This window comes from Phenylobacterium sp. LjRoot225 (genome assembly GCF_964252855.1).
In the GTDB taxonomy this organism is placed as follows: domain Bacteria; phylum Pseudomonadota; class Alphaproteobacteria; order Caulobacterales; family Caulobacteraceae; genus Phenylobacterium.
In genome coordinates this window covers 413,979-428,210 of the sequence record NZ_CAXUPL020000001.1, presented here as the reverse complement: position 1 = coordinate 428,210, position 14,232 = coordinate 413,979, and the positions used below count along the sequence as shown (strand labels likewise).

Here is a 14,232-nt window from a genome sequence, read left to right as displayed (position 1 = left end):
CTATTCCGAGCCGAGGCCGGCCAGCACCGCCGGCAGGGTGTCGTGGCCCAGCCGTCGCGAAGCTTCGATGGACCAGCCTGCGACGGGGTCCGGGGTCTCCATGCTGTCCTTGAACGGCATTTCAAGCGTCAGGCTGACGGCGCCATAGCGTCGGGCGACAGCGCGCGTACACATTCCGGGAGCTTCGTCGCCGGCATAGGTCGGCGGATAGCCGACCCTGGTCTGGAAGGCGGGACTGGCGACCAGCAGAGCCGACTTGAACCGCTCGACGCCGGCGATCTGCGAAGCGGTCGCCTGCGGGTCCACGTCGGCGCCGTCGACGAAGACGTGCGGCAGGGTTTCGTCACCGTGCACGTCCAGGCTCAGGTCGACGCCAGCCGCATCCATCGCCGCCAACACCGCCGCCACCTCGGGCGCCCGGGGGTCGGGCCCATGCCATTGGCGATTGAGATCCACGCCCGCCGCGTTGCCTCGCAGATTGCCGCGCGCCGCCCCATCGACATTGATCAACGGCGCGATGTGCACCGTCGCCGCCGTCAGCAGGGCGTGGCCCGTGGCGTCGGCGGGATCGAGCAGCCGATCCAGCGCGCCCTCCATCCACCAGCTGGCCATGGTCTCCCCGGAGTGCTGGCGGCCAAGCAACCAGACCTGGCGGCGCCCGGTTCCCAGCGTAAGGCGGTCAATCGCCCTGCCCTCCACTGACCGTCCCAGCACGTCGGCGCGGGCTCCGGCGGCGATCGCGCGGGAGAGCAGCGCTTGGTGGCGCCGGCCGTCGTAGGGTGGGAAATAGGCCACCCAAAGCTCGTCGGCCGGCGGCCGATGGCGGATTTCCAGCACGCCGTCAGCGTAGCGGGTGTCGGTCCGCGTCCAAGCCTCGCCGTCCGAGCTGACGCACGCCCGGTAGCCGATCCAGCCGTCGGGATAGCTCGACGCCCCCGCATTGACGATCCGCAGGGTCAGCGCCTGTCCGGCTGCGCCCCGGACGCGGAAAAAGAACCACTGAAACCAAGGGCCATTGGAGTCCTGCCGAAGGGTCAGGTCCGCCGTGGCCTTGCCCACGGTCTGGACGAGGATATTGCCGCCATGGAAGTCGGCGTCGATCACGAGGCTCATGCAGGGCTCCTCACGGGCGTCAGGCCGCCACGGAAGTCGGCCGCGGTCAACAGGCCGAAACCGGTCGCATTCCAGGCGTCCTGGCGCACCGACGGCGACGATTTTCGGATTTCGCGGCGAGCCGGCTTGCGCCGGCTTGAGGTCCGGAGTGTTGTTGACGCGGCCCGGCGACGTCTGTTGCGCATCTGAGTTCGGGCCTTGTCAGCTTCTGGAGGCAGATGATGTCCAAGACCGAGCGCGCCGTCCTGGCTGGCGGCTGTTTTTGGGGCATGCAGGACCTGATACGGCGCAAGCCGGGCGTGATCTCGACCCGCGTGGGCTATAGCGGCGGGGACGTGCCCAACGCCACCTATCGCAACCACGGCACGCACGCCGAGGCGATTGAGATCATTTTCGATCCCCAGGTGATCGGGTTCCGCGATCTGCTGGAGTTCTTCTTCCAGATCCATGACCCCACCACCCTGAACCGGCAAGGCAACGACATCGGGCTCAGCTATCGCTCGGCGATCTTCTACACCAGCGATGAGCAGAAGCGGGTCGCCGCGGACACCATCGCCGATGTGGAGGCGTCCGGCCTATGGCCCGGCAAGGTGGTCACCGCCGTCGAGCCGGTCGGCGACTTCTGGGAGGCCGAGCCTGAGCACCAGGACTATCTCGAGCGGATTCCTAACGGCTACACCTGCCACTTCCCGCGGCCGGACTGGAAGCTGCCGCATCGCGCCGAGGCGGGGACTTGATGGCGGAGCCTCGGCTGTAGGGGCGATTTCCCGATACCTCAGCGCTGGCGGGGCGCGCGGCGGAGCAGTCCGCGCGCCATAGAGGCGGCCGAGGGCCCGAACCGGGCCGAGCGGCCGTTCTGGTCCATGCCGCCCTGCAACGGCGCGTGCACGAGCGGAAACAGCGCCCCCGCCACCAGGCCCCAGACCAGGAAACAGGCGAAGAAGCCGGTGGCGGCGCGCCCCGCCGCGATGGTCCCGCCGCCGACCAGCGGCAGGACCACGACCGGAGCGGCCATCCAGAGCACGAAGCCGAACGCCGCCCCAAAGAGCCATCCGCCGCGCCGGTCGTTCGCCGCCCGGCGGAAGACAAGTCCGTAGAGCGCGCCCGCCAAGGTGAAGGCCGCCACCAGGATGACGGCGGTCACCGGCCGCGGGAGCCGCATCACCTGGTCGGCCACGACGGTGAAGGCGCCGAGCGCGGCGAACGCCGCCCCCGCCGGCGCCGCTGCGATCAACCCGGTGATCGCGCCGGCCAGCAACGGCCGCTGCAGGGGTCCGGGATCGATCCCGTGGGCGAGCAGGAAGGCCATCATGAGAGGAGCTCCTTCAGCGCCGGACATTCCCGCATCTCGGGCGTGTCGCGGAAGGTCTCGATGAGGCGCTTGTAGGCGAGCGCGACCGGGCGCGGGTCGCGGTTCAAATCGAAGAGGCCCACCGGATTGACGTTGCCGAGGGCCTCGGACAAGGCGATGTCCCAGTCGACCTGGTCGGTCAGGCTGTACCAGGTGAAGCCCACCACCGGCACGCCGGCCTTCTGGATGAGCCGGACATTGTGCCACTGCCGCCAGAGCCAGCGCGGCGCCTCGCGCGCGTCCAGGTGGTTGGTCTCGGTGTGCATCAGCGGCTTGCGGTAACGGTCCCAGTACTGGTGGGCCACCACAAACCAGCCAAACAGCTCGCCCAGCGCCTGCGCCCGCCCCTCGGTGTCGACGAGCTTTTCGTTCCAGTCGTAATAGTCGACGCCGAGCACGAGGCGCCGGGACGGCTTGCGGCCCATGAACCATTGGTATTCCTCGGACGGCATGCCGGTCGCCAATAGATGGCCGCGCATGAGCTCGCTCACCGGCTTGGCGTAGACGAGGTCGAGCGGCAGGAAGCGGCGCTCGTTCTCCAGGTCGGCCACCTGGACGACCTCCGGATCCGGACAGCACGCCTGGTAGAACTCGCCGCTTTCGCTCGTGACAAAGACCGCGTCCGGCCGCGCTCGCTCAATCTCCTGCATCATCAGCACATTGGCCTTGGCCAGATGCCGGGCGGCCGTGGTGAAGGCCCGCTCGTCGCGCAGCTGTTCGTTCCAGAGGCCTTCAAGCGCCGAGAGCTTCGCGCAGACGTACATCTCGTTGATGGGCGTGAAGAAGCGCACCTGCGGGAAGCGCTGCGCGAAGGCTCGCGCGTAAGCGGCGAGCGCCTCCGGGACCTCCGGGTTCTGGAAGTCGGCCAGCCAACCCGGCAGGCCAAAATGGCAAAGGTCGACGATGGGCGTCAGGCCCTGCCGCTGCATGGCCTCCATCGGCCCGTCGGCCGCCGACCAGTCGAACCGTCCCCGCGCGGGATAGGTCAGGTGCAGCGGCGGTCCGTAGCGGAGGTGGGTGAGGCCCGTCTCGACCGCCCGGGCGAGGTCCTCCGGCCAGCGGCGATAGTGGCCGGTCGCCTCCATCAGGTCGCGCCGCCAGCGGCCGCCTTCCAGCGTCGGATAGCTGCATTCCACTCCGCTGGCGAAGATGAAGGCGAAGGGCGGCCGCTCAACCACCTTCGGCTCGCGACCGCAGCGACGCGGCCGGGGCGGCTTGGGCGCGCGCTCGGCCGGATAGCCCACGGGGCGCGTATAGAGCGCGCCCAGCACCGCGCCGAACACCAGGTGGCCGAGCAGCAGGCCGCCCCGCTCGCCCCAGCTGACGTCCTTCAGCAGCGTCCAGGCGTCGCCGTGCGCCACCAGCTGGTCGGCGTGCATCAGCTTCAGCTGCGGGTACATGATCAGGAGCGCGAGCGCTGCCGGCACGGACGTGAAGACGAGTCCCTGGATCAGCGGCCGCCAGGCGAACAGGGACCAGAAGAAGTAGGCGTAGAAGACCGCCCAGAGCACGCCGACGACCACATGAAGCATCAGTCCCGCCCCCCAGGCCGCCCAGCCAGGGCCGTCCGGAAAGACCAGCGCACCCAGGGCGCTCACGATGTCGGCGAGCGGCAGGCCCGCGAGGAGCAGCGGGCGCAGCAGCGCCTCCCAGGCGAGCGCGCCGGCCGCGCCCGCCACAACCGCCTTGCGGACGGAGATGATGCGGATCATCCGACAGCCTCAGGCGAGGGTCGGACCTGGGCTAGCGGTCGCGAACGCGGACGCGGGCGGTTTCCATTTCGTCCGTCACGCCGACGTGGCCGCGGTAGACCATCTCCCAGCCCATCCAGCCGTTGAACAGCAGGAGCACCACGACCACGGCGGAGATCGTCACGCCCGAAGGCGCGATGGCGTCGCGCATGTCCCCGGCCGCGCGCAGGTAGAAGTTCACCGCCTGAAGCGCCACGGCCAGCACATTGCCCACCATGTGCAGCCAGGCCTGGCGCATCCGCCGCACGCGCCTGTCGCCGAGGAAGTCGGTGAGGCCCAGGACGGCCGCCAGCAGCGCGCTGGCCAGGCCCGCGCCCAGCAGCCACATGGACGCCTCCGCGAAGCCGGCGCGGCCAGTGTTCAGGTAGATCAGGTCGGTCGCCAGGGTCGAGACGAAGAAGGCGATCGGGAACGGGATGATCATCGGATGCAGCGGGTGCCCCGCGATCTGCGCCGTGCTCTTGGGATTGTGGGTCTCGATGTCGGACACGTTCGATCCTCCACTCTGCTTCCAGGCATTGGACGACGCCGGGACCCGTCGAGTTCCCACGAGCCCGACGCGCCTCGCGCCGTTTTCACTCTGACGTCACAACGCCGGAGGCCGCGAAACGGCGCAGGCGGCAGGCTCAAAGCCTGAAATCGTGGTGATCGCCGGGGCGCCTCCGGAGAAGGCCGGCGGGCGATGCGCCCGTCGCCCCTCACCAGACGAGGCGGCAGGGTCGCTACCCGAAGCGGACCCTCACGCGCATGCCGTACATGCGAGGCGCGCCAAGTTGCGCCGTCTCGAACCCTGTCCCGGCGACGAGACCTGGGACCCAGGTATAGTATTCCTCCTTGGTCACGTTGGTTGCGAACAGTCCAATATCGACAGGCTTCCCTGCCACCGAGGACCACGTGACGTTGAGATTCAACAGGTCGTAAGCCGAAATAACCCCGAGATTCTCGAAAATCGTATTGGGGAAGGTTCTGTCGATGTAGTTGGTGACCACCTTGTCCGTGTGCGAGAAATCCGCCCCTAGGGAGATCTTCCCAATCGCTTCGTCCAGCGGCAGAGCGTAATTGGCCGAAACGACGAACTTGTTCTTCGGCGACAAGGCCAGGGGGTCGCCCTTCTGCTGGGCGCCATGGATGACGTACGGCGAACCGGGCTGAACGGTGAACACCGGGATCGAGAGGATCTTGGTGTTCAGATAGGTGTAGTCGGCCTGAAGGGTGAAGCCCTCGAACAGGGTGAGCGTCGTCCCGATCTCCAGGCCGTAGATGCGCGACTTGCCGGCGTTGATCGGCGCCGCGGTCGGAGAGATCGGCACCCCCGGCGCCGGGTCGAACCCGAGCTGGAGTTGCTGATTGCGGAAGTCGTTGTAGAAGGCCGCGGCGTTGAACGTGCCTTTGATTGGCGCGTCGAAGCTGGCCTTCAGGCCGGCTTCGTAGGTGTCCACAGTCTCCGGTTTGACGATGTTGTAAGGCGCGGTCACGTTCGGCGCGATGGTGCCGGCGCGATAGCCGCGCGCCCACTTGGCGTAGACCAGGAGGTCCGAGCTCGGCGTATAGTCGAGGCCGATCAGCCAGGTCGGCTTGTGCGACTTCTGTTTGAAGGTCAGCGTGCAGGTGGCCGCCGGCGCGGCCGGGTTGGTGCACAAGCTGAACGAAGACACGGGGATCGGCTGGAAGGTCGCCAGGTCCAGCGGGTATCCGAAGATGAAGGTCCGCTGCAGGCTGACGTTGGTCTGCTTGTCGGAGGTGTAGCGAATACCGCCGGTCAGTTTCAGCTCTTCGGTGAGCGTGTAGGTGGCCTGCGCATAGGCGCCCAGGTTCTTGAATGTCGTGCGGCCGGCCGTGAGATTGACGGCGCCAGCATGCTGCGGCGAGCCGGCCGCAAGCGTGCCGAGGAAGCCCAGGATGTCGTAACATTGCAGGGTGTTGGAATCGGTGCAGGAGATCACCACCGGTGACTGGGAGCCCACGGTGGAGAGCGGCTTGGCGCTCTCGAAATAGCCGCCCGCCTGCCAGGTCAGGCGATCGTCCATGGCGCGGCCCTGCAGTTGCAGCTCCTCGGTGAAGGTCGACTCGTCCGAAGTGTGACCGCCGGGGATCGGCGTGCTGTTGGCGAAGCCGAACCGGAAGCTGGCCAATCCCAAGGCTGGGATCGGCGGCGACGAGAAGGCGGTCCCGAAGATCGCCGACTTATAGTCGTTGGTGAGTTCGGCGTAGCTGATGATGTTCTTGACCGTCAGGTTGTCGGTCGCCAGCCAGGTCGTCGTATTGATGATCTGCCATTGTTTGAGCTTGGATCTCGGATCGACGACATCCTGCCGTGCGTCGTAGAAGCCCTCGCCCTTGGCGGCCTGATCGGCGAGTTGGGCGGCGGCGAACCCGCCCAGCCCGAACGACGGATCGGCGGCGATCAGCTTCTGGAACGTGCCGTGCGTGTTCGAGTGGGTGTAGGACGCGATCGTATAGGTCTCGAGGTCGGGCGTGACGTCGAGGACGACGCTCGCGCGTAGCGCCGTATAGTCGATGTCGGCGAAGTCGCGCGGCCCGACGCCGCTGGTGTTGCGGATGAAGCCGTCCCGCTTCTGTCGATCGACGCCGAGGCGCACGCGCAGGCTCTCGTTGAGCGGCAGGTTCACAACGCCCTGGAGGCGACGCATGTCGTAGTTGCCGATCGAGCCTTCGGCGTAGGCTTCGAAGTCGCGGGCGGGCTTCTGCGGCACCAGCAGCACCGCGCCGCCTGTGGTGTTGCGCCCGAACAGCGTGCCTTGCGGGCCCTTCAGCACCTGCACGTTCTGCAGGTCGAAGAAGCTGCCAGGTCCGGCGCCGTCGCCGGAGGTTATGCCGTTCGAGGCGCCCCGCGGGGCCACCACGTCGGCGAAATAGACGCCGACCGACGGCGCCGTACCGATGTCCTGGACGAAGCCCCGGATCACGTAGCTGGAGTTCTCGCTGCCGAACATGTTGGCCGACGACAGCGACGGGGTGAAGGTCGCCAGGTCCGCGGCGTTGACGATGTTGCGGTTGTTGATCTGGTCTTGATTGATGACGGCGATCGAGATCGGCACGTCTTGAAGCCGCTCCTGCAGACGCCGCGCCGTCACGATGATCAGGTTGGGATCATTGGGTGCGGCGTTCTGCGCGTAAGCAGGTGCTGAAAGCCCGCAGCAGGAAATGGCTGTCCCAACAAGCAAGGCCTTGATGTAGGAATCTCTCATCACGTCCTCCCAGTAGATTTTGTTTATTATGGTCATAGGCTTAGCCGGCAAATCAGAACTGGGGAAGCTTTGCCTTGGGAATAGAGCGGCAATAACCGATGCGATCGTGCACGCTACGGCCGGACCAGAACACTTGGCCGCCGAATGACAGTTCGTCGACGGCCCTTCACGATCTCTTCCGAACCGGAATTGCGCTAGCAGACTGTTTTGCAGTGGGGGCATCGGAAGGCGTTTGACATCAGGTCGAACGAGCACCGTCGCGCCGGGCTCATTTGCGCCTCTCGACCGGGGGCCTGCCCACGATCTGGCGGCTCAGGGACTGGGTGGCCGAGCAATAAAAAATGGCCGGTTCCAGAGGGAACCGGCCACTTGTAGATAGTGCAGAGCTAGGTAAGCGTCAGAACGGAATCTCGTCGTCGAGGTCGGCCGAGAAGTCTTCGCGCGGCGCCGAGCTCTGCTGCTTCGGGCCGGACGAGAAGCCGCCGCCGGACCCGCCGCCGGCGTAGCCGCCGCCATAGCCGCCCTCGTCGCCCGCCGAGTCGCCGCCCTTGCCGTCGAGCATGGTCAGTTCGCCGCGGAACTTCTGCAGCACGACCTCGGTGGAAAACTTCTCCTGGCCGGACTGGTCGGTCCACTTGCGGGTCTGGATCGCGCCTTCGACATAGACCTTGGAGCCCTTACGCAGGTAGCTCTCGGCCACCTTCACCAGGTTGTCGTTGAAGATGACCACCCGGTGCCATTCCGTCCGCTCCTTACGCTCGCCCGAGCCGCGATCGCGCCAGGTCTCGGAGGTGGCGAGGCGCAGATTGCACACCCGATCGCCGGAATTGAGAGTGCGGATCTCCGGGTCGGCGCCCAGATTGCCGACCAGAATGACCTTGTTGACGCTGCCCGCCATGTCGATGTCCTAGTTTCCGTAGCTGCGGGCGCTTCTGGCCCAGGGGCGCACGCTAACGACTCGTTAAGGCCTGAGCAAGCGGATGTTCTTGCTACGTTCCAGTCCGTCCACAGCCTATTGGGGCGGCGGCTGCGGCATGGCGCCCGGGATGGCCAGCCGGCCGTCGCCGGTGCGCACCAGAGCCAGATAGCGCGGACCGTCCAGGCTGGCGGCGCTGAAGATTCCGGCTCTCTGCACGAAGATGAAGTTGGACTGGTAGGCGCCCAGGATTTCCTGGGCCGTGCCGCCCATCCGCAGGAACTTGATGCGCATCGCCTCCAGATTGGCGGCGCAGGTCTCCAGGTTCGGGGCGTTGACCAGCTTGTGATAGACGAGCTCGCCGTTGGGCTTGAAGCTCACATTGTAGCAGACCCCCGCATCGCCCGGCGGCATCACCTCCTTGCTGCAGGCGCCGAGCGCCAGGACGGAGACGAGGGCGGCGGCGAGAACCATGCGGGACATGCCGGCGAACCTACACGCGCGCCGCGCCGCAGGCGAGACCGCCCGCCCGCCGCAGGCGAAAACCGTCAGCCCGGCCCGCCGGGAACGCTGCAACCCGGCCCTTGCTCGGCGAGGATTCGGAAGCTGTGGTTGTCCGCGGAGATCTCGATGCGCCCCGGGACCAGCCTCAGGGTCTGCTGCGCCCAACGGCCGTAGCTCGCGCCGCCGGCCGTTTCGCAGCGGCCGGCGAACAGGGCCTGGGAGCAGCCGTTGAGGGTGGTTTCGCTGGGCAGCTTGCGCCAGCGGTTGTCCGCGTAACGCCAGCACTCGCCCATCGCCGAAGCCCCGGCGCCCGGCGTGGCGACCTCTCCGCCGGCGGCGGGCGGCGCCTGGGCGGCGACCGGCGGCAGCGGGGTCACCGCCGCCGCGCCCGGCTGGCTGGCGGCGAGCGCGCCGGACACGTCCAGGCCGACATCCAGGGCGTCGGTCGTCACCCCGTTGCGCTTGGCGCAGTCCTTCAGGGTGAGATCGCCCACATAGAGCCCGCCGACGAAGCAGCGCAGCGGCTTGGCCGCATCGATTCGGCCGGCACCTGCGCCTGAGGCCTCGATCACCAGACCGCCCTGCGAGGCCGGCGGCGGCGGGGCCACCTCCCCGCGATGGGCGCGGATCATGGCGAAGGCGATCAATCCGCCGGCCGCCAGCGCAGCCAAGGCGCCCCAGAGCGCAAACCGCAGGCGAGGTTGAGCAAGAGTCATATCCTCCCGCTAGACCGCGCCGCGGTCGCTTTCAACTCGTGATGCCGAACAGGGTGAGCGTGGGATCGGTGGTGGTCGTGGTGGTGTCGCCGACCAGCCGGTCGAGCGCCGCCTGATAGTTGGAGATCTGGTTGGTCATATAGGCAGGCACCGCGCCGCTCTTGGCGAGCGCGGCGGCAGCGGCGGCGGCGTTCAGCTGCGACTTCGGCGTCGCCGCGGCGACCAGGTCCTTATAGGCGGTGCGGATCATGCCCTGGGCGTTCGCCAGCACGGCCATCGCGTGGCTGATCTGATCGGCGTTCGACAGGTTCAGATCGCTCTCCAGGCCGAGGCCATAGATGTTGGACTTGCCGTCCGCCGGCACCGTCGCACCCGCCGCATTGGTGGTGGTGGCCCGCAGGACGCCTTCCGGAATGCCGAGCTGCGACAGGCCGTCCTTGTCGCCCTTGCCAGGGCCGAAGGTGACCACGGCGCCCGGATAGGCGGGTTCGAGCTTCAACTGCTTCTGGCCGTCGGTGGTCGCAACGACGCTCATCTTGACCGAGAAATTCGAGGCGCGCTGGATCTTCAGCATCAGGGTCTCGAAGGTCTCGCCCTGGTCGATGGTGACGGTGGAGGCCGGCGCGCCGCTCTTCGAGACCGTGAACTGGTCGCCCGCCCGCAGTGCACTCACGGCCGAGAGCTGCTTGGACTCATCGAGCGTGAGGTCGCCGCTGGGCAGTCCCAGGCGGTCCAGCACGCTGGAGCCTGTCGGAGCGATGGCGATGGCGGTCGGCGCCGCCTTGCCTGAGGTCCCGGTGAAGCGACGGGACCAGTCGACCGCGCCGCTGTCGACGTCGAGGTTGGCGAGGAACCCGTCCTGCGTCCCCACCGGCGCCTCGCCCGGCAGGTCGGTTCCAGCGGTTCCGGCGATCCACACCTTGCCGTTCGAGACCGCCAGGGCCGAGGCCTTGTCGTCGCCGCTGCCCCCATAGTAGGCGAGCCGGTCGCTGGCGTTGATGCTGAGGTCCGCGGCGATGCGCGCAGCGAAGGCGTCGGTTCCGCCGGACGCGGCGCTGCTGACGGTGTCGACCGAGAGCTGCGGGTTCGCCGTGGTTCCGGCGATCACCAGCTGACCGTTGGAGTCGAGCGCGAGGCCGGCGATGTCGCCGCCTTCCAGATCGCCGAGGTCGCGGTTCGCCGTCTCGACCGGCGCGCCGCTGGAGATGTCGAAGCGGCGCAGCACGGCGCGGCCGCCCTCGACGCTGGCGGTGACGATGGACGTCCCGTCGATCACCATCCCCTTGGGCTTGTCGGCCCCGGTCGTCCCGAACCCCTGCGTGAACAGGGTGCTGACCTTGCGGTTGGCGTCGGTGGCGAAGGCCTCGATATAACCGTCCCAGTCGCCCTGGGCTGCGCCGCCGCCGGGCATGGCCGATTTCGTCTGGCCGGCGACATAGACGGTCCCGTCCGCGCCGAAGGCCACCTGATTGACCTGGTCGTCCTGGCGCGCCCCGCGGCGCTGGGTCCAGAGCTCCTGGCCGTCGTCGTCATAGAGGGTGACGAAGCTGTCGGCCTGGCCGGCGTTGGAGCCGGTGGTCCCGGAGTTGAGCGCCCCGTCGGTCGAACCGTTGAGGGCGCCGCTGACCGAGCCGCCCACCGCCACCTTGCCATCGGCCGAGACCGCGAGGCTCAGGCCGGTCGCCGTGCTCGCGGCGCCGAGGGTGCGGGTGTAGATCAGCTTTCCGGCGGCGTCGTACTTCATCAGGGCGACGTCCTGCGTCCCCTTGATGCCCTGGCCGGCGACGGTCCCGGTGACGTCGGCCAGCATATAGACCGATCCATCCGGCCCCACCGTCTGCGCATGGACGGTCCCGACGGCGCTGTCGAGCGCCTTGGCGAAGACCCGGCCATCCACCCAGTTCGCCTGGCCGGAGCCCTGCAGCGGCGCAGCGACGTCCTGGGTGTCGGTCTGGAACTTCAGCAGCTGTTGCCGGATGGTGCTGTCGCTGGTCTTGGTGTTGTCATCAGGATCGGCGTCGCCCACCTGCTGCGCCAGATAGACGGCGCCCGCGGTCTGCGGCGCCGAGAAGTTGACCGTCTCGGACGTGCCGATGGTGACCTTCAACGCCCACTGGTCCGGCCCGGCCGGCAGGGTGACGGTCTTGGTTCCGACCTTGATCTCCTGCGCGACGCCAGCGGTGCGGCTGGTGCCGAAACGGGTCTCCACCCCGGCCGCCGACAGCTGGTCGTTGACGTAGTTGACGACGTTGGCGACGCTCCGCGTCTGCTCAGGCATCTGCGAGAGGTCGATCGGGATGTCGTAGGTCTGGTTGACCCGCGTCACCTTGATATTGAACCGCACGTCGCCCTCGAAGGCCGCCGTCGCGTCCGTCGCCGAGGTGGCGAGCGGCGGGGTGATGTACTGGGTGGCCGCCTTGGGAACGGTGAGCGTCGACTTGGCGCTGGTGTTCGCATCGCCCTGCACCAGGCGCAGCTTGTCGAAATCGGCGGAGCTTATGTAGCTCGACATCTCGGACATGCCGGTCAGGAAGGCCTTCTGCAGCTGCGTCTTGCTGATGCTGGAGACGCCGGACGCCTTGATCTGGGTCGCCATGTCGCTGAGCGTGCCCAGCCCCTGGTAGAGGGCGAACAGCTTCTTGTAATCGGCGCTGGCGCCCGAGAGGTCGAGCTTGGCGGCGTTCTCGTCGATGATCTTGTGGCCGGCGAGCGCGGCGGTGACGTTGGCGCTGGCCTGCTGCGGCGTGACCTGGGACGTCCAGGGCGCGGTCGGCGCCACCTTGGGCGTGATGACCGAGCTCGTCGTGCCGTCGCTGTAGGTGACCGGCAAGCCAGCCTTGGCCTGGTAGTAGCCAAGCAGCATGCTCGAATCGATGCTTATGACCATCGGTACCGCTCCACGGGCGTGAGCCCGCGCCCCAAGGTTATCCGCGGTGGAGCTTCCAGCTCGTTAACGTCGCGGTAAAACAGCCTGGCGTGCGGCCGGCTCATCCGAGCGGACGCCCAAGACCATCACCCCTTGAACAGCTGCAGGATCATCTGCGGCGCCTGGTTGGCGATCGACAGCGCCTGGGCGCCCAGCTGCTGCTGAACCTGCAGGGCCTGCAGCTTGGCGCTTTCCTTGGCGAGGTCGGCGTCCACCAGGTTGCCGACCCCGGTCTGCAGGGTGTCGCTCAGCTTGCCGACGAAGTCGCTGTGCGCCGTGATCTGCTTGGCCTGCGAGCCCAGCGAGCCCAGCGCCTGGTTGACGTTGCCGATCGATTCGTTGAGCTGGGTCAGGACCGCGCCGGCGATGGTCACGCTGTCCAGCGAGGCCCCCACCGACATGGTGATGATGATCCCGGCGCCCGGGGACCCTGAGCTCGCCAGGCTCATGTCCTGGGCCGAAAGGGTGATGAAGGAGCTCGCCGAGGCGTTGGCGAGGAACTGGATGTTCGGCGTGCCCGAGTGCTGCAACCCGTTCAGCAGGTTGGCGCCGTCGAAGGCCGCATTGTCGGTGACCTGGCCGATCTGACGAATGATCGACTTGAATTCCGAGTCGAGGGCGGTGCGCGAGGCGGTGTCGATGGAGGTGTCCATCGCCGCGACAACCTTCTCCTTCAACTGCACCAGCAGGTCCGAGACAGTCTGCCCCGCGGCCATCGAGACCTCGGCGATCGAGTTCGCCCGGTCCAGGCTCATCTTCACCGCATTGAGCGCGCCGATGTCGGCCCGCTGGTTCTGCGCGATCGACCAAACTGCAGCGTTGTCGCGCGCGTTGGCGATCTTCAGACCGGTGTTGATGTGGTTCTGGACTTCGCCGATGTCGTCGTTGGTTCTGTTAAGATTTTGCAGCGCAACCAGGGCGGGCTTGTTCGTGTGCACGCTGATCGACATGACGGATTCTCCTAGTCACATGAGCCCGACTCGCTTCGGGCGAGTCGCGTGGGCTTCCAAGGAGGCTAGGGATTTTATGGTAATCGAAAGGTTAACGACCAGAGCGCGGAGCGGCCCAAACAGACAGTTCGATTAACCACGATCGATTTTCCGGTAACCATAACGCCACCGACGCGGGCGCAAATTCACACCGCCCCTCGCCGCGCCTGCCGCGAGGATCCGCATACGTCATAACCGGGGGATCTTGGCCATTTCGACGGCCGTCGCCGCATTCCGCAGCAGCCCCCAACTAGCCGTGATTCCGCGCCGGCGACCACCTCTGCGTTCAAGCGACAACGGGGTCGCCAGGCCAGCAGGCGATCGCCCGCAGATCGACAGCGGCGGCGCAGGTTTGGCGCAACGGTCATCGCCGCCGCCGGCGGGCCGGGGCGGGGGAAGTTTCGAAACCAGCCGCGTGGACTGGCGGATCAGGCCTTGGTGCGGATCACTTCGCCAACCTGGTAGGCGGCGGCGTCCCGTAGCCGCAGGATCTCTTCCCGCGGGTACTGCTGGACGACCTCGCCGGTGCGCCGGTTGACGGTCTTGTAGACATAGGTGCCGCTGACCTGATCCTCGACGATCTCCAATCGCAGATCGACCTCTTCCGGCGCTGCGGCGACGCCCTTGGCTCCGGCCGCGTTGGGCGCGGGGAGGGAGCCTGAACGGCCGTAGGTGGGATCGGAGGCGTTTGCGAAGGGGGTAACCTTGTTCTGCATGTCTCCTATCGCCGACGCCTAACGCCAGCGCTCCGCGTTGA

12 protein-coding genes are annotated in these 14,232 nt (G+C 67.3%); 1 reads left to right on the top strand and 11 read right to left on the bottom strand.

The window, feature by feature from the left end; translation table 11 throughout:
• Positions 1-1,113 (bottom strand): M14 family metallopeptidase, encoded by a 1,113-nt coding sequence (locus ACSQ2B_RS02085; RefSeq protein ID WP_436046911.1) that lies wholly within the window; start codon positions 1,111-1,113, stop codon positions 1-3.
• 221 nt (positions 1,114-1,334) lie between these two features.
• Between ACSQ2B_RS02085 and msrA the strand changes: the two genes are divergently transcribed.
• Positions 1,335-1,850, top strand: a complete 516-nt coding sequence (gene msrA / locus ACSQ2B_RS02080; RefSeq protein ID WP_436046909.1) for a peptide-methionine (S)-S-oxide reductase MsrA — start codon at positions 1,335-1,337, stop codon at positions 1,848-1,850.
• A gap of 38 nt (positions 1,851-1,888) precedes the next feature.
• Here the strand turns inward: msrA and ACSQ2B_RS02075 are convergent, their stop codons facing one another.
• The 10 genes from ACSQ2B_RS02075 to ACSQ2B_RS02030 all read right to left on the bottom strand — a co-directional run bounded on the left by ACSQ2B_RS02075 (position 1,889) and on the right by ACSQ2B_RS02030 (position 14,191).
• Positions 1,889-2,425 carry a hypothetical protein gene (locus ACSQ2B_RS02075; RefSeq protein ID WP_436046907.1) on the bottom strand — a complete coding sequence of 179 codons (537 nt, stop codon included), beginning with the start codon at positions 2,423-2,425 and terminating at the stop codon, positions 1,889-1,891.
• Positions 2,422-4,176 (bottom strand): family 1 glycosylhydrolase, encoded by a 1,755-nt coding sequence (locus tag ACSQ2B_RS02070; protein WP_436046905.1) that lies wholly within the window; start codon positions 4,174-4,176, stop codon positions 2,422-2,424. The genes ACSQ2B_RS02075 and ACSQ2B_RS02070 overlap by 4 nt, the downstream gene beginning before the upstream one ends.
• A 31-nt stretch (positions 4,177-4,207) precedes the next feature.
• Positions 4,208-4,705 (bottom strand): DUF2231 domain-containing protein, encoded by a 498-nt coding sequence (locus ACSQ2B_RS02065; RefSeq protein ID WP_436046903.1) that lies wholly within the window; start codon positions 4,703-4,705, stop codon positions 4,208-4,210.
• Between the two features lie 232 nt (positions 4,706-4,937).
• On the bottom strand, positions 4,938-7,424 hold the full coding sequence (locus ACSQ2B_RS02060) for a TonB-dependent receptor (protein ID WP_436046901.1): 2,487 nt from the start codon (positions 7,422-7,424) through the stop codon (positions 4,938-4,940).
• 397 nt (positions 7,425-7,821) lie between these two features.
• Complete coding sequence (gene ssb, locus ACSQ2B_RS02055; RefSeq protein WP_436046899.1) at positions 7,822-8,322, bottom strand: single-stranded DNA-binding protein; 501 nt, start codon at positions 8,320-8,322, stop codon at positions 7,822-7,824.
• A gap of 114 nt (positions 8,323-8,436) precedes the next feature.
• Positions 8,437-8,823 (bottom strand): hypothetical protein, encoded by a 387-nt coding sequence (locus ACSQ2B_RS02050; protein WP_436046897.1) that lies wholly within the window; start codon positions 8,821-8,823, stop codon positions 8,437-8,439.
• 65 nt (positions 8,824-8,888) lie between these two features.
• Positions 8,889-9,560: a hypothetical protein gene (locus tag ACSQ2B_RS02045; protein ID WP_436046895.1), complete on the bottom strand. Its 672-nt coding sequence runs from the start codon at positions 9,558-9,560 to the stop codon at positions 8,889-8,891.
• A gap of 31 nt (positions 9,561-9,591) precedes the next feature.
• Positions 9,592-12,447: a hypothetical protein gene (locus ACSQ2B_RS02040; protein ID WP_436046893.1), complete on the bottom strand. Its 2,856-nt coding sequence runs from the start codon at positions 12,445-12,447 to the stop codon at positions 9,592-9,594.
• Between the two features lie 125 nt (positions 12,448-12,572).
• Positions 12,573-13,436, bottom strand: a complete 864-nt coding sequence (locus ACSQ2B_RS02035; protein WP_436046891.1) for a flagellin — start codon at positions 13,434-13,436, stop codon at positions 12,573-12,575.
• A 467-nt stretch (positions 13,437-13,903) separates the two neighbouring features.
• The gene (locus tag ACSQ2B_RS02030; protein WP_436046889.1) at positions 13,904-14,191 is read right to left on the bottom strand and encodes a hypothetical protein; all 288 of its coding nucleotides are present in this window, start codon (positions 14,189-14,191) and stop codon (positions 13,904-13,906) included.
• Between the last annotated feature and the right edge of the window lie 41 nt (positions 14,192-14,232).